The organism is Actinoplanes sp. OR16 (assembly GCF_004001265.1).
Classification (GTDB): Bacteria; Actinomycetota; Actinomycetes; order Mycobacteriales; family Micromonosporaceae; genus Actinoplanes.
In genome coordinates, this window is sequence record NZ_AP019371.1 from 1,848,175 (window position 1) to 1,867,302 (window position 19,128).

Consider the following 19,128-nt stretch of genomic DNA (forward strand, 5'->3'; position numbering starts at 1 on the left):
GCCGGATAGCCCGCGACGACCGGTTTCGTATCGCGGCGCCGATGGCAGCGCAGCGACCGGAACCCCACCGTCCCGACCTGCTGGCACTCACTAGCCGCGAGTGCCAATCACTTGTTTAGCACTCCCCGGTGGCGAGTGCAAGAAACCCCATCTTCCCGCGAAACCCTCGAACGGGTCCCGGATTCTCGTAAGGATCTTGAAAGCGCAGGTCAGGGTTGCCGGTGCGGACAACGGCCTGTATGGAGGACGTCATGGAGAACTGGACCGTACGCCGGGTCACACCAGAGGATGCGGGCCGGATGCGTGCGCTGCGACTGGAGATGCTGGCCGACAGCCCGCTCGCGTTCCTGGAGACGCTGGCGCAGGCCGCGGCCCGGCCGCATGAGAGCTTCCGGCAACGGATCCGGCAGTCGGCCACCGGCAACGAGACGGCACAGTTCATCGCCGGGCCGGCCGACGGCGGAGGTCCCCTGATCGGGCACGCCGGCGGGACGGTCCTGCCCGACGAGCCGGGCTGCACCGTCGTCTTCGCCGTCTATGTGACCCCGGCGTTCCGGGGCGGCAAAGTCCTCGCGCAGCTCGTCGACGCGGTGGCCGACTGGTCCCTGGCGGCCGGGCGTGATGAGTTGATGCTCGAAGTGGTGGTGGGCAACGGGCGGGCCGTCCGGGCGTACGAGAAACTGGGTTTCGTCGACACCGACGTGCGCCTGCCGCATCCCACCGTGCCCCAGCTCACCGAGCTGCAGATGCGCCGGCGGATCTGATGAGACCGCGGACGCGCACCGTCCTGACCGCGGTGAACGGCACCACCGCCGCGGGCATGCTGGTCGCGAAACTGACCGGCGCCCGGCTGGTCAAAGGCCCGGACGGCATCTACATCGCCGAGGGATACCGCTTCTCGAAACCGCCGGCGTCGTGCTTCACCGTCGGCTCGGTGATCATCACGAAGCGGACGGCGGAGTGGCTGCTCGACGAGCGGCGCGCCCGGCTGCTGAAGCACGAGAGCCACCACGCCGGCCAGTACGCCGTGCTCGGACCGTTCTTCTGGCCCGCCTACTGGGTCGCCTGCGGCTGGTCGATCTGCCTCACCAGGTCGTTCGGCGTACGCAACTTCTTCGAGAAGCGGGCCGGGCTGGCGGACGGGAACTATCCCGAGTTCGAACCGCTGCGGCCATGGGTGCGGCGGCTGCTGCGCCGCTAGCGGGATTTGGTCGGGAGGACGGACGCACAGCGCCTCCGGCACGAAGCCATATGGGTCAGCGCTGGATCGTTGGGTCCCTCGGAGATTGTCGCCAATGTCCAGGTGAGGGGCCTCGTACGGCGTCGCGTCCTCCCGCAGAGAGCATCCTGCCCATCCGGAGATCGGATCGCAAGTCCTCGGAGGAGGTATTTCTCGACAGTCGGCAGATAACCGGCTACTGAGAGTTATCCGAGCAGGCCCGCCTCGCGTGCGCCCTTCAGCGACGGCTTGATCGTGTGAGTCGGTCCAACCTGGCCGGCGACGGCGTCCAGAGTCTTCAGACCCTCGCCGGTGTTGTAGACGACGGTCTCCTTCGCCGGGTCCAGCTTGCCGCTCTCCACCAGCTTCTTCAGCACCGCCACCGTGGTGCCACCGGCGGTCTCGGCGAAGATGCCGGTGGTCTCGGCGAGCAGGCGGATACCCGCGCGGATCTCCTCGTCGTCGGCGTAGTCCATCCAGCCGCCGGTCCGCTTGACCGCCTCGATCGCATAGGGCCCGGCCGCCGGGTCGCCGATGTTCAGCGACTTCGCGATGCCGGTCGGCTTCACCGGGGTGATCACGTCGGTGTCGTTGTGCAGCGCCGTGGCGATCGGGTTGCAGCCGGCCGACTGCGCGCCGAACACCGTCCAGCCGCCCTCCGGCGCCTCGACCAGTCCGATCTCGACCAGCTCGCTGAACGCCTTGTCAATCTTGGTGAGCAGCTCTCCGGACGCCATCGGGATCACGACCTGTGCCGGGATGCGCCATCCCAGTTGCTCGGCCACCTCGTACCCCAAGGTCTTGGAACCCTCGGCGTAGAACGGGCGGACGTTGACGTTGACGAACGCGGTGTCCTCGAACTCGTCGGTCTCCACGAGCTCGCTGCAGAGCCGGTTCACGTCGTCGTAGGAGCCCTCGATCGCGACCAGCTCGCCACCGTAGACCGCCGTCGTGATGATCTTGCCCTGCTCCAGGTCGGACGGGATGAACACGATGCTCGGCACCCCGGCGCGGGCGGCGTGCGCGGCGACCGAGTTCGCCAGGTTGCCGGTGGAGGCGCAGGAGAACCGGTTGAAGCCGAGCTCCTTGGCGGCGGTCAGCGCCACCGACACGACCCGGTCCTTGAACGAGTGCGTCGGGTTCTGCGAGTCGTCCTTCACCCAGAGCGGCGCGGTCAGCCCGACGGCGGCGGCCAGGGCGGGCGCGCTCACCAGCGGGGTCAGGCCGGGGTCGAGCGTCACCCGGGTGGCCGGGTCCTGCCCGGCCGGCAGCAGCGCCGCATAGCGCCAGATGTTCTGCGGACCCGCCTCGATGTCGGCCCGGGTCACCCGCGCGAGCGCCGCCTCGTCGTAAGCGACCTCGAGCGGGCCGAAACACTCGTAACAGGCGTGCTGCGCGGCGAGCGGGTATTCGGCGGCACACGCGCGGCAGATCAAGCCACGGGCCGGCGAAGTGGAGGTGGAACTGGGTGCACTGACGGTAGACGTCATCGAGGCCTTCCTCTCATCTTTCCCCGCGGCGACCTGCCGAAACGAGGACGGAATTAGCACCTGCCGTGTCCGGTGGCCTCGTCATCGAGACTCGCACGGTGGTTGCCGGGGCTTCACAGGGCCGTTCCCTCTGCCCCTCTGGATGAGGTATTCAGTTGTTTCCCGAAGCTTACGACGAGGAACCGCGATCACCACCACGAGTTCCCGAGGTGTGAGCGAGTCCTCTCCTCTCCTACCCAAGATCAAAACCTTGCGGTCGCAGCGGGGTGGGTGGTGCGGACCGCAGCTCACGCCGAGCGCGCGGGACCGGGCGCTGGCCGCTACGCGTCCATCCCGCGCCCTGCCCCCGCGCGACCTGAGTAAGCGGTGGCGCCCTCTTCTCCTATCAGCCCCACCACCAAGCCTCCCCACACCGCGAAGCGCAAGCCCCACCAAGCACCGCCAGAGGCACCGGCGCCGCGATTCGCAAGCCCCGCCACACACCGCCACAGGCACCCGCACCGCGAATCACAAGCCCCACTACACACCGCCACAGGCACGCACCCGCACCGCCCGGACGGCGCCTCGTGCAGCAGGTGCCGCCCCCTCGATCTTGAGCGATTCTGCACTTCGGGGCGTCCAACAACACCCAAGAACTCGCAAAGGCCGTAGTAGGCCGCACTCGCCGCGGAACTCACCCCGGATCTTGAGCCATCCTGCATCTCCGGGCATCCAAGATCGAGCAGAGCCCGGCGCGGCCCGCATTCACAGGCGACCCATTCCGGGATCTTGAGCGACCCTGCACCTCAGGATGTCCGACATCGCTCAAGATCTGGAGAAGCGGAGTGCCGCAACAGGCGGCAGGGCAGCTTGACGTGCGGTCGAGCCGGGACGGACACCCCCGGCAGCGGCCCGCACCCACACGCGACCCACTCCGCAATCTTGAGCGACCCTGCACCTCAGGATGTCCGACATCGCTCAAGATCTGGAGAAGCGGAGTGCCGCAACAGGCGGCAGGGCAGCTTGACGTGCGGTCGAGCCGGGACGGACACCCCCGGCAGCGGCCCGCACCCACACGCGACCCACTCCGCAATCTTGAGCGACCCTGCACCTCAGGATGTCCGACATCGCTCAAGATCTGGAGAAGCGGAGTGCCGCAACAGGCGACGGGACAGCTTGACGTGCGGTCGAGCCGGGACGGACACCCCCGGCAGCGGCCCGCACCCACACGCGACCCACTCCGCAATCTTGAGCGACCCTGCACCTCAGGATGTCCGACATCGCTCAAGATCTGGAGAAGCGGAGTGCCGCAACAGGCGACGGGACAGCTTGACGTGCGGTCGAGCCGGGACGGACACCCCCGGCAGCGGCCGGCACCCACCACCCCCTGCGACATCTGCTCTTAGGAGGTCACGTCCTTGCGAGTGAAGCGGTAGAAGGCCAGGCCCCAGAAGATCGTGGCATAGACGATTGCGGAGATTGCGCCCTTTGCGAGGTCTTCACCCTGGATGGGGGTGGAGAGCAGGCCACGCCAGGCATCCGCGTAATGGCTCGGCAGGAAGTCGCGGATGCCGCCGAGGGCGGTGATCTGGTCGAGGATGCTGGAGAGGATCCAGAGCATCACGGCGCCGCCCACGGCTCCCAGGGCCGCGTCGGTCAGGACTGACATGAGGAAGGCCAGGCCGGCTACGACGAGCATGGTCACCAGCAGGTACGCCACGATGCCGAGCAGGCGCAGCAGGCCCTCGGCCGGCGGGATCTCGGCGGCTATGGTGCTGCCGAGCGGACCCCAGCCGTAGCGGAGGGTGCCGATCAGCAGCGCGGTGCCGAGCAGGATCAGGAAGGCGAGCACCGAGTACGCCGCGGCGACGATCAGTTTGACGCCGAGCAGCCTGGCCCGCGGGACCGGGATCGCCAGCAGGTAGCGCAGGCTGCCCCAGCTCGCCTCGGACGCCACCGTGTCGCCGAAGAAGAGGGCCACCACCACGACCAGCAGGAAACCTGCCGACACGGCCAGGCAGAAGAGCGCGAAGTTCAGGCCGCCGGAGGTGCCGAGGTCGGCGATGCTGCTGAACGCGCCGCCGCTGCCGCTGTCCTCGTCGCCCGGGCCGCCGGTGTCGAACTCGAAGGCGATCAGGATGATCAGCGGCAGCACGACCATGAAGCCGAGAGCGAGCTGGGTGCGGCGGCGGGAGGCCTGGCGGCGGATCTCGGCCCAGATCGGCATCGTGCGTGACGGCTGGTAACCCAGGGCGCTCATCGGTCCCCACTTCCCCGCGAGTTGTCGCCCACCAGGGCCAGGAACGCGTCTTCGAGCCGGCGCCGGGGCACCAGCCGGTCGACGCCGATACCGGCCTTGACCAGCGACGCGACGATCTCGGAGCGAGGCGTCCCGAACATGTCGACGATCAGCCCGGAGGCGCCGTCCGGTGTCACCGAGCGCACGCCGAGATCTTCCAAGATCCGGGTCGCGGCCGGCACGTCGCTCACGTCGAGCTGCACCGACGGCGACTCGCCGACGATGTCGCCGACCGGGCCGGAGGCGACGATCCGGCCCTTGTTCACCACGACCACGTGCGTGCAGGTCTGCTCCACCTCGGCGAGCAGGTGGCTGGAGACGAGCACGGCCCGGCCGTCGGTGGCGTACCGCTGCAGGACGCGGCGCATCTCGGCGATCTGCGGCGGGTCGAGGCCGTCCGTCGGCTCGTCGAGGACCAGCAGCTCGGGGAGGCCGAGCATGGCCTGCGCGATGGCGAGCCGCTGCCGCATGCCGTGGCTGTAGTTCTTGGTGCGGCGGCGCACCGACGCACCCAGTCCGGCGATCTCCAGCGCCTCGTCGAAGCGGGCGTCCTCCCACGGGCGGCCGGTGGCCTGCCAGTAGGCGCGCAGGTTCTGCTCGCCGGTCAGGTGCGGCAGGAAGCCGGGTCCCTCGACGAGCGCGCCCACCCGGGACAGGATCGGCGCACCGGGCACCAGCCGATGACCGAAAACGAACACTTCGCCGGCGGTCGGGGTGGTGAGGCCCATGAGCACACGCAGCGTCGTCGTCTTGCCGGCGCCGTTCGGGCCGAGCAGACCGACGACCTGTCCGCGTTCGACGGTGAAGCCGATTTCCTGTACGGCGACGAAGCCGTCCCCGTAGGCCTTGCGCAGACCGTTCACCACGAGCGGGGTCTCGGCGTACTCGGCGGTCACCGAGGTCTCCCGGCGCCGGTGGCGGATCACCAGGATCACCACGAGCAGGCCGAGCAGGATCGCGGCGAGCACGCCGGCCAGCGCGTACCACCAGTAGGCGGCCGGATCCGCGATCGGCGTGCCGGTCAGCGTCGGCAGGGTGAGCGCGGAGTCCACCGCGACGGTGTAGGTGGCCGGCTGCGCCGGAGTGAGGAATGCCTGGTCAGAGGTGGCGACGGCGATCCGGATCGTGTGCCCGGCCTCGATCCGGCGGACGATCGCCGGCAGCGTCACGGTGACCGCCTGCGCCTGGTCAACGTTCGCCGGCAGCCCGGTCAGCCGCACCGGCGCGACGAGTCCGGCGCTGAGCGTCGAGGCGCCGTTCTGGTCGACGTCGTAGAGCTTCACGAACAGCGTCGCCTCACCGGTCGGCGACGCAGCCCGCAGTCGCAGCGACGGCGAGCCGCCGACCTCGATCGACTCGGCGAGCGGCTCGGAGGTGAACGACGCGAACTGTCCGGGAACGTCCATCGCGACACCGCCGCTGAGCACCGAACTGAGCCGCCCGCTGACTCCGGGGAGTGAGCTGAGCGCGCCCGGGTTGCCGTTCGGCGGGTTGGCGATCGGTGCTGCGGGGCCCGACAGGGTGACCTCGGTGCGCCCGGTTCCGGTCATGCCGGGGTACGCGTCGGCGGAGTAGCCGTTCGTCACCAGCCCGCGGTCGGTGGCACTGAAACCGGCCACCCGGGACCAGGTGAAGTCGTCGCCCGGCGCGTCACCCTCGCCCTTCACGTAGTGGTCGAGCCACTGGATCGTGAGGTACTTGACCCGGTCCGAGTCGGAGGTGGGGCCGGCACCGCCGTCGTGGCCGCCGGTGAACCAGGCGACCCGCACCGGGGTGCCGGTGGCGGCGATGCCGCGGGCGTTCGCGTCCGCCTCGGAGAGCGGGAAGAGGGTGTCGACGGCACCCTGGACCAGCAGCGTCGGCGCCTTGATCCGGTCGAGCACGGTGGCCGGGCTGGACTGCTGCAGCAGATCGAGGGTCTTCGCGTCCGGGATGCCTGTCGTCGCCATCTGCAGATAAGCGGCACAGACATCGGCGGCGAAGCGGCCACACGCGGGGTCCTGCGTCGTCGCGGCCGGGCCGGCGCCCGAACCACCCGCAGCCGGGCCGGCGCCCGAACCACCCGCAGCCGGGCCGCCGGTGCCCGCCTCGGCACCCGCCTCAGCGTCGGCGCCCGCCTCAGCATCGGCATCGGCGCCGGCGCCGGCGCCGGCGCCGGTTTGGGTCGCGAGCAGGCTTTCCGCCGACGAGGAGCCGTTGCCGAAGAAGAGGCCGGCCCAGGACTTCTTGAAGACGCCCGTCGCGTCCGTGTCGGCGGACTGCGGGAGGAAGGCGGTGCTCAGATCGTTCCAGGTGATCGACGGGACGATCGCGTCGACTCGCTGGTCCTGGCCGGCCAGGAGGAGGGCTAGGGCGCCGCCGTACGACCCGCCGACCACGCCGACCCGCGGGTCACCGGCGGCGTCGGTGCTCACCTCGGGACGGGCGGCGAGCCAGTCGAGCAGGCCCTGCGCGTCCTTGACCTCGTAGTCCGGGTCGTCCAGGTGGATCTCACCGCCGCTGCGGCCGAAACCGCGGGCGGTCCAGGTCAGGACCGCGTAGCCACGGGAGGCGAGGCTCTCCGCGTCCGAGCTCACCGAACTCTTCGTGCCGCCGAAACCGTGGGCCAGCAGCACGGCCGGCACCTTGCCCGAGCGGTCCGCCGGCAGGTAGAAGCGCGCGTCCAGGTCGACCGGCTCGTCGCCGGCCGGGCCGGAACGCACGGTCAGGCGCAGATCCTCGGAGGTCCAGTCGCTGCTGTCGGAGCGGATCACCCAGACCGCCGCGGCGGCGAGCAGCGCAATCACTGCCGCGGCGACGATCGCCCGGCGCCGGGTGAGCCGGGGCAGGTGACGCAACCCGGCGGTCAGGGCAGACATGGCGCACACGCTAGTCGCCGGCGGCTGAGCGACGCCTGTGAACCGGTCAGCATCCCAAGCCGGCGCGGTGGCGAGCCTCCACACTCGTCGCCACCCCGCCGACGAGACCCGTCACGTCGTCCCCGGTGATCCTCACCAGCAGGGCGTTGTCGCCGTCGACGGTCTCCCACGCTGCTCCCGCCGTACCAAAAATGATCTTGCCGGTGGGGTATTTGGCCTTGACCTCGTCGAGCTCGGCGCCGATCAGCAGACCGGTGTCGGTGCTCGCGCCCAGGTTGGTCAGCTCGATCATGACGAGGCGGCCGCCGGAGAAGCGCAGCCGCGGGTTCTGCATGAGCCGGGAGCCGGTCCCGGAGACACAGCCCGCCTCGTCCGGCTTGAGACCGCGGACCATCTTCGCCTCCTCCAGTTCGGCCTGGCTCTGACCCACCCGGTACGGCCCGTACGCGGACGCGCTGAGCGCCAGCGACAGACCGGGCGCCGCGGAGGGACCGCCCGGCTCGGAACGCAGCGGCTTCGGTGAGCTGAAGGCGGACGGAGGCATGTCCATCGACGTGCCGGGCGACGGCGCGCTGGGGACCGGGGTGGCCGTCTCCTCGCCGCCGTCAGTGCAACCGGCAAGCGTCACCGCGACGAGCGCGGCGACCAGTACGACCCTCAACGACAACCTCCCGTGCCACCGGCGGATAGCGTGGACGCACCAAGAGCCCCAGACGATCAATCGGAGGCATCCGCGGTGGCTGATGATCTCACGCTGACCGTGACGCTGCGGCCGGCCGCCCTGGACGCGCGCCGCGGCATCGTCCGGCTTCACCCGGAGGTGATGGCCGCGCTCGCGCTGCGGCCGGGCGATCCGGTCCGGCTGACCGGCGCCCGCACCACCGCGGGCCTGGTCGCCCGCGCCGAGGCCACGGCGAGCCGGGCGCTGCTCTACGCCGACGACCTGACCCTGGGCAACCTGGGCGTGCGCGACGGCGGCCAGGTCACCGTCACCCCGATCCCGGTCGTCGCGGCGCAGCGGGTCACGCTCACCGGGCCGGCCGAGATCGTCGCGGTGGTCTCCCCCGAGATGCTCCGGCTCGCCCTGCTCGGCAAGGTGGTGAGCAGCGGCGACGACGTGTCGCTGCTGCCGCAGGACGTGCTGCCCGGCGCCGCCGACCGGGGGATGGTGGAGGCGGCTCGGCGCAGCCTCGCCAACCGGGTGGGGTACGCGTGGACGAGCGCCCTGCTGACCGTCACGTCGCTGTCCGGGCCGGACGCCGCGCTCGTGACCATGGACACCGTGGTGGCCTGGCAGGACGGGCCGGTGACGTCCGGCTCGGCGCCCGTCGCCGAGTCCGCTTCGCCGGATGTCGTCAGCATCGACGACCTCCCCGGTCTCCGCCCGCAGGCCAAAGAGCTCGAAGAGCTGCTCGACCTCGGCTTCAACCACGGCGAGGTGCTGGCCCGGCTCGGCACGAAGGTGACGCTCGGCGTGCTGATCGCAGGGCCCGCCGGGTCCGGCAAGTCCGAGTTGGTCCAGGCCGTCGGCGGCGCGGTGGGGGCTTCGGTACGAGGGATCTGGGCGCCCGAACTGGCCGCCCTGACGAACAGCGCGGCCGCGGCCCGGCTTCGCGAGCTGGGCCAGGAGATCCGTGGCAAGGGACCGGCCGTGCTGCTGATCTCCGACGTCGAGGCGCTCGCGCCCCGCGAGGACCCCGGCCCGATCTCCACCGTCTTCCGGCAGGTGCTCGCCGAGACGGTCGCCGCGGGCGCCGCGGTGGTCTGCACGACCAGCAAGCCGGAATCCGTCGACCCGGCCCTGCGCGCTCCCGACCTGCTCGCCGTCCAGCTGACGGTGCCGCTGCCGGACGCCGCGATGCGCCGCGAGCAGCTCGACGCGCTCACCCGCGGGGTGCCGCTGGCCGAGGACGTGCGCCTGGACGACGTCGCCGGTCGTACGCCCGGGTTCGTCGCCGCCGACCTGCGTGCGCTCACCCGCGAGGCCGGTGTGCGCGCGGCGCTGCGGCACGTCGGCAACGGGACCCTGCCGGAGTCGCCCACTGTGACGATGGCCGACTTCGAGGCCGCGCTCGACGTGGTCCGGCCCACGTCGATGGCCGAATCCACGCTGGAGGTCGCCGAGGTGACCCTCGACGACGTCGGCGACATGGTCGAGGTGAAACAGGTGCTCACCGAGTCGGTGCTGTGGCCGCTCACCTACCCGGACACGTTCGCCCGGCTCGGCGTCTCCCCGCCGCGCGGCGTGCTGCTCTACGGTCCGCCCGGCTGCGGCAAGACCTACCTGGTCAAGGCGATCGCCGGGACCGGCAAGGCGAACGTCCTGTCGGTGAAGGGCGCCGAACTGCTCAGCAAGTGGGTCGGCGACAGCGAGCGGGCCGTCCGGGAGCTGTTCCGCCGCGCCCGTGAGGCCGCGCCCACCCTGGTCTTCCTGGACGAGGTGGACGCCCTCGCGCCGACCCGCGGGCAGGGCACCGACGGCGGCACCGCCGACCGGGTGGTGGCAGCGCTCCTCACCGAGCTCGACGGGGTGGAGGACCTGCGCAACGTCGTGGTCATCGGCGCCACCAACCGGCCCGACCTGATCGACCCGGCCCTGCTGCGGCCCGGCCGGCTGGAGCGTCTCGTCTACGTGCCGCCGCCGGACGGCGAGGCCCGGGCCGCGATCCTGCGGGCGTCGGCGCGGTCGGTGCCGCTCGACCCGTCGGTCGACCTGGACGCGATGGGCGCCGATCTGGACGGCTTCTCGGCGGCCGACTGCGCCGCCCTCATCCGGGAGTCGGCGCTGGCGGCGATGCGGGACTCATTGGAGGCGTCGACAGTCACCGCGGCGAACGTGGCCGCCGCCCGGTCCCGGGTCCGGGCCTCGCTCGATCCGGCTCAGGTGGCGTGGCTCGCGGCTTACGCGGAGACGCACCAGCCCTAGCGTCGGCGGGTGCGGGCCCGTGCTGACCGCAGTCGCCTCAGGCGGCCGATCAGCACGGGGTCGTGCTCCAGCGCGGCCGGATTGTCGAGAAGGCCGTTGAGCAGCTGGTAGTACCGTGTCGACGAGAGGTCGAAGGTGTCCCGGATCGCCTGCTCCTTGGCGCCGGCGTGCTTCCACCACTTCGACTCGAACGCGATGATCTGCTGCTCGCGCTCGGTGAGGGCGGGTTTCGCCTCTTCCATGGCACTCCCATCGGCGGGGATCACCAGGATAAATGTGAATGGCGATCCCCGCGCACGTTACATCATGTGATGTCGCGCCTACGCATCGTCCACATTGAAATCAGCACCACGACGGCGGTGAGCGCGGCCAAGCCGACGCTTCCCGCCTGCCAGGTCATCGTGAAGGTGTCCGGCTCACATCCGGACGTGGACGAATAGTCGCAGGACGTGTAGTCGGTGGCGACCCACTCCTTGTAGAGGAGCGCGATCAGCCAGAACGGCGCGAACAGCACGTCCGGATACTTGAATCCGGCCAGCCCGGCCATCACGTAGACACCGATCTGCAGCGCGCCTATGCCGACCAGAGCGCCGAGCGCCATGCCGGTGTGCCGGCCCAGCGAAGCCAGTGCGAACCCGAGCGCACCCGCCGCCACGATCAGGCCGAGACCGCGCAGGCCGGTCAGCCCGAACGACTGCCACACCCCCGGCGTCATCTTCTCGGTCGTCCCGCGCGTCTCCGCGATCAGCCGGAACAGGCCCGCCCACACCGCGCCGAGCAGCACCGACAGGCCGAGCAGCCAGGTCAGGAAGGTGGCCAGCTTGGTGCCCAGCACGCGCAGCCGCTGCGGTCGCCAGAGCAGCAGGTTCATCATGCCGCCGCTGTTCCACTCGGCGCCCACGAACGAGGCTCCGATCAGGAACGCCGCCGCCGCGAGCACCACCGCGAACACCGAGATCATGTCGGTGAAGTCCTCGCGGAGGTTGAAGGTGGGCGGCATGTACCAGGTGTAGTCGTAGTCCTCCAGCGTCGGCGTGTAGAGCTCGTCGCAGTTCGCCGGCCACTGCGAGGCGTTCGGCGTGCCGGCCGCGGCGAGACACGTCTGCTTGTCAGCGGCCGCCTGCCGCAGAGCGTCCTGGTAGTACCGGTCCGCTTCGGCCTTCGCCGCCGCGACCTGCGACGGGCCCACCTTCTGGCTGCTCAGATAGGTGCCGGCAGCGACCGCCGCCAGCACCAGCAGCACACCGACGAGGAGCACCTTGGTGAAGCGGCGCTTGATCAGGCGCCGGGATTCCGCACGAGCCAGGCTCACTGTCCCCACCCACCCTTGCCCGCGCTCATCGCGGTCTCGTCCACCTGCCGGCTGTGCCCCTCGACCGGCGCCGTGCCGGTCAGCTCCAGGAAGACGTCCTCCAGGTCCGCCGCGACCGGGGTCAGCTCGGAGACGTAGATCTGCCGTTCGGCGAGCAGCTTCGTGATCTGCGCCGGGTTGCTCGCGTTGCCGACCGTGAAGTAGTCCTTCTCCAGGTTGACCTGCGCCCCCGCCGCCCGCAGCAGCTGTGCCGCGCCGAGCAGATCCACGCCCGGCTCCAGCCGCACCTTGACCGCGCCGCTCGTGTGCTGTGCCAGCACCTCGGCGACCGAACCGCTCGTCACCCGCCGCCCCGCCGAGATGATCGTGACCGAGTCGCAGATCAACTGGATCTCGCCGAGGATGTGGCTGGAGAGCAGCACCGTCATCCCGGAGTCCGACAGGTCCCGCATCAGCGTGCGCATCTCCCGGATGCCACCCGGGTCGAGACCGTTCGCCGGCTCGTCCAGAATCAGCAGCTTCGGCTCCTTGAGCAGTGCCGACGCGACCGCGAGCCGCTGCTTCATGCCGAGCGAGTACGTCTTCACCCGCTCCTTCGCCCGGTCCCGCAGACCGACCAGATCGAGAACCGAGTAGACCCGGTTGCGGTTCACCCCGCCGGCGTCCGCGAGCAGCGACAGCGTCGTCTCGGCGGTGAAGTTCCCGAAGAACTGCGGGCTCTCCACAATGGCGCCGACCTGGCGGGCCACCTCCGGCAGATGCCGCGGCACCTCCCGCCCGAGGATCGCCATCCGGCCGTCGTTCGGCTTGATCAGGCCGAGCAGCGTACGCAGCGTCGTGGTCTTACCCGACCCGTTGGGCCCGAGGAACCCGTGCACCTGCCCGGCCTCGACGACCATGTCGAAGCCGTCCAGCGCATTCCGGACACCTTTGCGGCCGCGATAGGTCTTACGCAGCCCTGATATCTCGAGTACGGCGGTCATTCGCCGCACGATAGGTGAAGATCGCCACTCTCGTTATCCCGAAATGCGGCCACCCCCCGGTCAGGCGGTGATGACGTCCACTCCGGCCTCACGGAAGGCGGCCACCACCGCGGGCGGCGCGCCGGAGTCGGTGACCAGGGTTTCGACCTTGGAGATGGGGCAGATCCGGGCGAAGGCGTGACCGCCCAGTTTGGAGGAGTCGGCGATGACGACGACCTTCTTGGCCCGGGCCACCATGAGGCTGTTCATCGCGGCCTCGCCCTCGTGATGGGAGGCCGCGCCCAGCTCGACGTCGAGGGCGTCGACACCGAGCAGGACGATGTCGATGGTCACCTCTTTGAGGAGGGCGCCGCCGAGCGGGCCGACCACCTCGAAGGACTGGGGACGCACCACCCCACCGGCTACGACGATCTTCATGCGGGAGCGGACGAGGAGCTCGTTGGCGATGTTGAGGGCGTTCGTCACGACGGTGAGCTGGGAGCCTTCGCCGCCTGCGTTCAGGTCGGGGCGGACCGCGAGGGCGCGGGCCACCTCGGTCACCGTGGTGCCGCCGTTGAGGCCGACCACGGTTCCGGGGGTGACGAGCCGGGCGGCGGCCTCACCGATGCGCTGCTTCTCGGCGGAGTGCTTGGCGCTCTTGTAGCGGAGTGGCAGGTCGTACGAGACCCCGTTCGCCACGGCGCCGCCCCGCGTACGAGTGATCATCTGCTGCTGGGCAAGCTGATCGAAATCACGGCGGATGGTCGCCTGCGAGACGTCGAGTCGCTCGGACGCCTCTTCGACGGTCACCCGGCCGCTCTCCGTGAGTAGCTCGAGTAGGGCATTCCACCGCGCGTACCGGTCCACCCGACACTCCCAGCTGCACGTTCCATGATAAGTGTGTGCACATTAGTGCGCGAAAGGCCGGTAAGCAAAGCGACGCGATGCGCGAAGGACCTTTGGAGCTTGCCCACGAGCCGAGGCCATGAGCACAATAACGCGCGAAAGACCCGGGAACCGAGCGCGAATGCGCAGCAACAGCCGGTGAGGATCAGCCATGAGCCATGTGAAAGCGGAGATCGCCACCCAGCCGGAATGCTGGCGGCAGGCTGCGAAGCTAGCCGGATCACCGGGACTTCCCACCGCCGGGGAGAGAGTCGCCGTCGTCGGCTGCGGCACCTCCTGGTTCATGGCGAAGGCGTACGCGGCCCTGCGCGAGCAGTCCGGCCAGGGTGAGACGGACGCGTTCCAGGCGTCCGCCTTCCCGTCGAACCGGCGGTACGACCGTCTCGTCGCCATCACCAGGTCCGGCACCACCACCGAGGTGCTCGACGTGATGAAGAGCCAGAGCGGCCCGGTCACCGTGCTGACCGCGGACGGCGCCCAGCCGGCCGCGAAGATCGCCCGCGACGCCGTGGTGCTGGACTTCGCCGACGAGCAGTCGGTCGTGCAGACCCGGTTCGCCACCAGCGTGCTCGCGCTCCTGCGCACCCACCTCGGCGCGGACATCGAGACGGTCGCCATGGACGCCGAGGTCGCGACCCGGATGCCGCTGCCGGTGCACCCGGCGCTGGTCGACCAGATCACCTTCCTGGGCCAGGGCTGGACCGTCGGCATCGCCGAGGAGGCGGCCCTGAAGTGCCGGGAGACCGCCGGGTTCTGGACCGAGTCGTACCCGGCCATGGACTACCGGCACGGCCCGATCGCGATCGCCGGCCCGCGCCGGGTCGTCTGGGCGTTCGGTGACGTGCCGGCCGGTCTCGCCGACGAGGTGGAGGGCACCGGCGCCGCGTTCGTGCACAGCCGGCACCACGGTGGCTACGCCTCGCTGGGCCGCTGGGTCGGCGGCCGTGACCCGCTCGACCCGATGGCCGACCTGATCCTGGCGCAGCGCGTCGCTGTCGCGCTCGCCACCACACAGGGCCTCGACCCCGACAACCCACGCAATCTCGCTCGCTCAGTAGTCCTTAAATGAGCCGAGCCGTCGTCGCCCTGGACGTGGGCGGCACCGGGATGAAGTGTGCCCTGGTCCGGCCGGACGGCACGGTCCACCACGAGGAACGCCACCCGACCCGGGCCGATCGCGGTCCGGCGGCGGTCACCGAGAACATCCTGGCGGTCGCCGAGTCGCTGGCCGGCAGGGCGCGGGCCGAGGGCCTGGAGCCGATCGCCACCGGCATCGCGGTGCCGGGCGTGGTCGACGAGGTCACCGGTGTCGCGGTCTGGTCGTCGAACATCGGGTTCCGTGACGTACCGCTGCGCGACCTGGCCCGGCAGCGCCTGGGGATGCCCGCGGCGCTCGGGCACGACGTGCGCGTGGGCGCCCTCGCCGAGGCCCGTCTCGGTGCTGGGCGGGGACGCCGGCACGTGCTGTTCGTGGCGATCGGCACCGGCATCGCCGCGGGACTCGTGGTCGACGGCTCCGGTTATCCGGGCGCGCACGGCGCCGCCGGCGAACTGGGGCACGTCGTGGTCCGGCCCGGTGGCACGCCGTGCGGCTGCGGCCTGCGCGGCTGCCTGGAAGCGGAGACCTCGGCGAGGGCGATCGGGCGGCGGTACGCCGAACTCTCCGGGAATCCGGACGCCACCGCCTTCGACGTGGCGACCCGCGCCGCCCAGGGCGAGGAACTGGCCCGGCAGGTGTGGCGGGACGCCGTCGAGGCGCTCGCCGACGGCTTGCTGACCGCGCAGGCGCTCTACGACGTCGGCGTGATCGTGCTCGGCGGCGGACTGGCCGAGGCCGGCGACGACCTGCTCGATCCGGTACGCGCCGCGCTCGCGCAGCGGGTCACGTTCCACCGCGCTCCGGAGATCGTCCGCGCCGAACTCGGCGACACCGCGGGGTGCAAGGGCGCCGCCCTGCTGGCCCTCGATTCGCTCAAGGAGAGCTGATGAACGGCCGCATCGTCACCCCGCACGGGATCATAACCGGACATATCGCGATAGAAAACGGCTTGATCACCGCCGTGGAAGAGCGGGCGGCGAGCGACGACATCATCGTCCCGGGCTTCATCGACCTCCACTGCCACGGCGGCGGAGGGCACACCTTCACCACCGGCGACCCCGGCGCGGCCCGCAAGGCGGCGGCCTTCCACCTGGGCCACGGCACCACCACCATGCTGGCGAGCCTGGTCAGCTCACCGTTCGAGCTGATGCGGGACGCCACCGAGGCCTACAAACCGCTGACCGCCGAAGGCGTGATCGCCGGGATCCACTTCGAGGGCCCGTACCTCTCGCACGCCCGCTGCGGCGCCCAGAACCCCGCCTTCCTGCGCGACCCGGTGCCGAGCGAGCTCGCCGAACTGATCAAGATCGGCGAGGGCGCGGTGCGGATGATGACCATCGCACCCGAGCTGCCCGGGGCACTGGAAGCGATCACTCTTCTCAGGAATCACGGGATTCTGGCGGCGATAGGGCACACCGATTCCTCGTACGATCAAACGCTCGCGGGAGTGGCCGCCGGAGCGACGGTAGGCACTCACCTCTTCAACGGCATGCGTCCGCCGCACCACCGCGAGCCGGGTCCGGTCGTCGGCCTGCTCTCCTCGATCGCCGCCGTCGAACTGATCGCCGACAACATCCACCTGCACCCCGGCATGCTGGCCTTCGCGGCGGCGAGCGCGGGCCCGGACCGCTCGATCCTGATCACCGACGCGATGGACGCCACCGGCATGTCCGACGGCCGGTACGAGCTGGGCGGCCAGGAGGTCGTCGTCGCTGATCGGGTGGCACGCCTGGTCCGGGACGGCTCGATCGCGGGCAGCACGCTGACCATGGACGTGGCGCTGCGCAACGCGGTGGCGGCCGGTCTGCCGCTCACCGACGCGGTGACGATGGCCTCGACGACACCGGCCCGGCTCCTGGGCCTCACCGATCGTGGTGCGATCGCGCCGGGCCTCCGCGCCGACCTGGTCGTCCTCGACGCCGACCTGAATCTCAAACAAGTGATTCGCGGGGGCGTTCCGGTCTGAACCCCGCCGGCCCGGCCCAGCGACCCACCACCGGCGGCAGCGGGATCGTGTCGAACGGGATGCGCAGGATGATCCGGGCCAGCACGAATCCGAGCAGCACCCCGGCGATCGAATCGGTCACCCAGTGGAAGCCGAGGTAGACCGTGGTGCAGAAGACGATCGCCACGGGCGCGACCCGGATCGCCAGCCACTCGGTCCGGGACAGCGGCCGCCGCAGGAGAGCGGTGATCAGCACGGCCATCACGGCGTACCAGACGAGGACGTTGCCCATATGGCCGGACGGGTAGCTCATCGCGTAGATCCCGTCGGCGTGCGGATTGAACAGGATCGTCTTCTCCGGCCCGGTGAACCGCGGCGCGGCCCGATCGAAGTAGATCTTGGCGGGCCCGATCGTCAGGTAGGTCAGGATGAACGCCGCGATGAACGGGAACGTCGCCCGGACCGACCGCGTCCGCCAGAACAGCAGGCCGGTCAGGATCAGAGAGACCGGCGTGAGCACCTGACCACCCTGACCGAGGTAGTTCAGCACCCGGGCGGTCCAGTAGGGCACCGGCGGCTGATGCGCGAAGGCCCAGTCGGCCACCCGCTGGTCGAAGTCGAGCAGGTGACCGGAGGCGAGCGCCACGGTCACCGCGACGAAGGCGGCGAGGGCCAGGACATCCGGCCACCACCGGCGAGGAGCGATCACTCCGTCAACCTAAAGGTATGCGCGCAACTTCGCGGCCAGCAGGTCTCCCCGGACCCCGGAGTTCGGGCAGCCGCCGAAGTGGTGCAGCGCCACCACCTTGTTCGTACGACGGGACAGCACCGGCGACCCGGAGGACCCGCCGGCCGTGTCGCAGTAGTACGAGACGTCGGAGTGCGGCGCATAGCCCGTGTAGTCCGGATTCTCGACGGCGCAGTTACCGGCCTTCTCGCCCTTCGCCCCGGCGATCCGGGTGGGCTCGCCGGCCGGGTGCTGCGGCACGTAGAGCTCCTGCCCCCGGGCCGGCCGGGCGGTGTCCAGCGTGAGGTAGCCGAACTTCTCGATCGCGGCGAACCCGTCGACGGTGAAGAGCGTGAAGTCGAGCGTCTTGTCGGTGGCGATCACCTTGTCGCCCCAGACCTTCGTCGGCTTGAAGACGTCCATCCCGCCGCACTTGGCGCACTGGTAGTTGAACCACACCTCGGTGTCGTACGCCTCGCCCGTCGACGTGAGGCAGTGGTTGTTGGTGATCATGCGGTTGTTCGGGCCGACCCGCCAGCCGGTGCAGAGCTCGGTCCCGTTGATCAGCAGCCGGGCGATCGCCTTCGACTTGGTGTAGGCGACCGGGTCCGCCGACTGGTAGCAGACGGCGTCGCTGGAGGTGTCGGCGCCGCAGACCGATTCTTCGCGACCGGGAGCGGCCGGTGACCGCTTGAAACCCTTCGCGACCCGGTCGACGCCCACCCCGAGGTTCCCGAGCAGATCGCCGAGCCCCAGCGGGTTCGCTGCTCGGTGCATCTCGACGACGGCGGTGTCCCCGGTGATCGACATGGCCCAGCGCGGGTCCTCGGTCGCCTCGTACCGGTAGCTCTCCGTCTTCGACGGGTTGGAGACGGTCAGGTAGTCGCCGGGCAGCATGTCCAGCCGGTTGAAGTGCAGCTTCACGTACGACGCGCCGGGGTAGTGGAACTTCTCCTCGCGGGGGGCCGCCAGATACTCCAGCACCTTGCGTACCGGAAGGAGCTCTCCCACCCGCTGGCGTCCGGTCGCCGTGGCCGACTCCAGGGGGCGGTCCTTGATCTTCTCCGGCTTACTCGTCTTCTCCGCCGCTGTCGCGGCCGCTGACGGACCCGGCTTCGCCGTGGCCTTCTCCGTGCGTGGTGATGCCGCCGGTACCGAAGGGGTGGTCGTGGTAGCGGTCGCGGCGGGCGCCTTCCCCTGCGCCGCCACGGGTGTACGAGGAACCGCCGGCGCTTCGTGCCAGATGCCGACCGGGCTATCGCTGGTATGTGTCAGCGCCACCGCGGAGGCCGTCCCGGCCACTGCGAGGGCCACACACGCGCCGATGACGATGCCTGTCTTGCGTCGCATGCCACTCCCGTACGTAGTCGGCCGTTTCGCACCTGTGTAACGAGCCACCTACGTAC

General features: G+C 70.4%; 16 protein-coding genes and 1 riboswitch. Of the genes, 6 read left to right on the forward strand and 10 right to left on the reverse strand.

Features of this window, described 5'->3' with window-relative positions:
* Positions 1–251: 251 nt before the first annotated feature.
* Together EP757_RS08585 and EP757_RS08590 are read left to right on the forward strand one after the other, a co-directional pair.
* Positions 252–764: a GNAT family N-acetyltransferase gene (locus EP757_RS08585; RefSeq protein ID WP_232050423.1), complete on the forward strand. Its 513-nt coding sequence runs from the start codon at positions 252–254 to the stop codon at positions 762–764.
* Positions 764–1,201, forward strand: coding sequence for a hypothetical protein (locus tag EP757_RS08590; protein ID WP_127543680.1), 438 nt, complete (start codon positions 764–766; stop codon positions 1,199–1,201). The genes EP757_RS08585 and EP757_RS08590 overlap by 1 nt, the downstream gene beginning before the upstream one ends.
* 224 nt (positions 1,202–1,425) lie before the next feature.
* On the opposite strand, the gene thrC is transcribed toward EP757_RS08590, so the two are convergent.
* From thrC to EP757_RS08610, 4 genes are all read right to left on the reverse strand, one after another.
* Positions 1,426–2,709 (reverse strand): threonine synthase, encoded by a 1,284-nt coding sequence (gene thrC / locus EP757_RS08595; protein ID WP_127543682.1) that lies wholly within the window; start codon positions 2,707–2,709, stop codon positions 1,426–1,428.
* Positions 2,710–2,719: 10 nt separating this feature from the next.
* Positions 2,720–2,858: riboswitch (SAM riboswitch) on the reverse strand.
* Positions 2,859–4,090: 1,232 nt separating this feature from the next.
* A complete protein-coding gene (locus EP757_RS08600) occupies positions 4,091–4,948 on the reverse strand; it encodes an ABC transporter permease (RefSeq protein WP_127543684.1) in 858 nt (285 codons plus the stop codon).
* A complete protein-coding gene (locus EP757_RS08605) occupies positions 4,945–7,845 on the reverse strand; it encodes an alpha/beta fold hydrolase (RefSeq protein WP_127543686.1) in 2,901 nt (966 codons plus the stop codon). Before EP757_RS08605 ends, EP757_RS08600 begins: the two co-directional genes overlap by 4 nt.
* A 46-nt stretch (positions 7,846–7,891) precedes the next feature.
* On the reverse strand, positions 7,892–8,506 hold the full coding sequence (locus tag EP757_RS08610; RefSeq protein ID WP_127543688.1) for a hypothetical protein: 615 nt from the start codon (positions 8,504–8,506) through the stop codon (positions 7,892–7,894).
* 75 nt (positions 8,507–8,581) lie between these two features.
* On the opposite strand from EP757_RS08610, the gene EP757_RS08615 reads away from it, so the two are divergent.
* Positions 8,582–10,771, forward strand: coding sequence for an AAA family ATPase (locus EP757_RS08615; RefSeq protein ID WP_127543690.1), 2,190 nt, complete (start codon positions 8,582–8,584; stop codon positions 10,769–10,771).
* Here EP757_RS08615 and EP757_RS08620 read toward each other — a convergent pair.
* From EP757_RS08620 to EP757_RS08635, 4 genes are read right to left on the reverse strand one after another with little or no spacing between them, the layout of a single operon-like run.
* Positions 10,768–11,037, reverse strand: a complete 270-nt coding sequence (locus EP757_RS08620) for a DUF3263 domain-containing protein (RefSeq protein ID WP_127543692.1) — start codon at positions 11,035–11,037, stop codon at positions 10,768–10,770. The genes EP757_RS08615 and EP757_RS08620 overlap by 4 nt on opposite strands.
* A 38-nt stretch (positions 11,038–11,075) precedes the next feature.
* Positions 11,076–12,083 (reverse strand): ABC transporter permease subunit, encoded by a 1,008-nt coding sequence (locus tag EP757_RS08625; RefSeq protein WP_127543694.1) that lies wholly within the window; start codon positions 12,081–12,083, stop codon positions 11,076–11,078.
* Complete coding sequence (locus EP757_RS08630) at positions 12,080–13,066, reverse strand: ATP-binding cassette domain-containing protein (RefSeq protein WP_127543695.1); 987 nt, start codon at positions 13,064–13,066, stop codon at positions 12,080–12,082. Before EP757_RS08630 ends, EP757_RS08625 begins: the two co-directional genes overlap by 4 nt.
* A gap of 60 nt (positions 13,067–13,126) precedes the next feature.
* Positions 13,127–13,912, reverse strand: a complete 786-nt coding sequence (locus EP757_RS08635) for a DeoR/GlpR family DNA-binding transcription regulator (protein ID WP_127543697.1) — start codon at positions 13,910–13,912, stop codon at positions 13,127–13,129.
* A gap of 190 nt (positions 13,913–14,102) precedes the next feature.
* On the opposite strand from EP757_RS08635, the gene EP757_RS08640 reads away from it, so the two are divergent.
* From EP757_RS08640 to nagA, 3 genes are read left to right on the forward strand one after another with little or no spacing between them, the layout of a single operon-like run.
* The gene (locus EP757_RS08640) at positions 14,103–15,020 is read left to right on the forward strand and encodes an SIS domain-containing protein (RefSeq protein WP_127543699.1); all 918 of its coding nucleotides are present in this window, start codon (positions 14,103–14,105) and stop codon (positions 15,018–15,020) included.
* Positions 15,017–15,937: an ROK family protein gene (locus EP757_RS08645; RefSeq protein WP_127543701.1), complete on the forward strand. Its 921-nt coding sequence runs from the start codon at positions 15,017–15,019 to the stop codon at positions 15,935–15,937. Before EP757_RS08640 ends, EP757_RS08645 begins: the two co-directional genes overlap by 4 nt.
* Complete coding sequence (nagA, locus tag EP757_RS08650) at positions 15,937–17,016, forward strand: N-acetylglucosamine-6-phosphate deacetylase (protein WP_127543703.1); 1,080 nt, start codon at positions 15,937–15,939, stop codon at positions 17,014–17,016. Before EP757_RS08645 ends, nagA begins: the two co-directional genes overlap by 1 nt.
* Here the strand turns inward: nagA and EP757_RS08655 are convergent.
* Together EP757_RS08655 and EP757_RS08660 are read right to left on the reverse strand one after the other, a co-directional pair.
* Positions 16,982–17,704 (reverse strand): phosphatase PAP2 family protein, encoded by a 723-nt coding sequence (locus EP757_RS08655; protein ID WP_127543705.1) that lies wholly within the window; start codon positions 17,702–17,704, stop codon positions 16,982–16,984. The two genes, nagA and EP757_RS08655, sit on opposite strands and share 35 nt — an antisense overlap.
* 9 nt (positions 17,705–17,713) lie before the next feature.
* Positions 17,714–19,072, reverse strand: a complete 1,359-nt coding sequence (locus EP757_RS08660; protein ID WP_127543707.1) for a serine protease — start codon at positions 19,070–19,072, stop codon at positions 17,714–17,716.
* Positions 19,073–19,128 lie beyond the last annotated feature (56 nt).

Excerpts from the sequence above, each read along its gene's own strand:
- EP757_RS08645 (WP_127543701.1), top strand. The coding sequence starts at position 15,017 with ATGAGCCGAGCCGTCGTCGCCCTGGACGTGGGCGGCACCGGGATGAAG.
- EP757_RS08585 (WP_232050423.1), top strand. The coding sequence starts at position 252 with ATGGAGAACTGGACCGTACGCCGGGTCACACCAGAGGATGCGGGCCGG.
- EP757_RS08640 (WP_127543699.1), top strand. The coding sequence starts at position 14,103 with ATGAGCCATGTGAAAGCGGAGATCGCCACCCAGCCGGAATGCTGGCGG.
- EP757_RS08600 (WP_127543684.1), bottom strand. The coding sequence starts at position 4,948 with ATGAGCGCCCTGGGTTACCAGCCGTCACGCACGATGCCGATCTGGGCC.
- EP757_RS08630 (WP_127543695.1), bottom strand. The coding sequence starts at position 13,066 with ATGACCGCCGTACTCGAGATATCAGGGCTGCGTAAGACCTATCGCGGC.
- thrC (WP_127543682.1), bottom strand. The coding sequence starts at position 2,709 with ATGACGTCTACCGTCAGTGCACCCAGTTCCACCTCCACTTCGCCGGCC.
- nagA (WP_127543703.1), top strand. The coding sequence starts at position 15,937 with ATGAACGGCCGCATCGTCACCCCGCACGGGATCATAACCGGACATATC.
- EP757_RS08660 (WP_127543707.1), bottom strand. The coding sequence starts at position 19,072 with ATGCGACGCAAGACAGGCATCGTCATCGGCGCGTGTGTGGCCCTCGCA.
- EP757_RS08605 (WP_127543686.1), bottom strand. The coding sequence starts at position 7,845 with ATGTCTGCCCTGACCGCCGGGTTGCGTCACCTGCCCCGGCTCACCCGG.
- EP757_RS08590 (WP_127543680.1), top strand. The coding sequence starts at position 764 with ATGAGACCGCGGACGCGCACCGTCCTGACCGCGGTGAACGGCACCACC.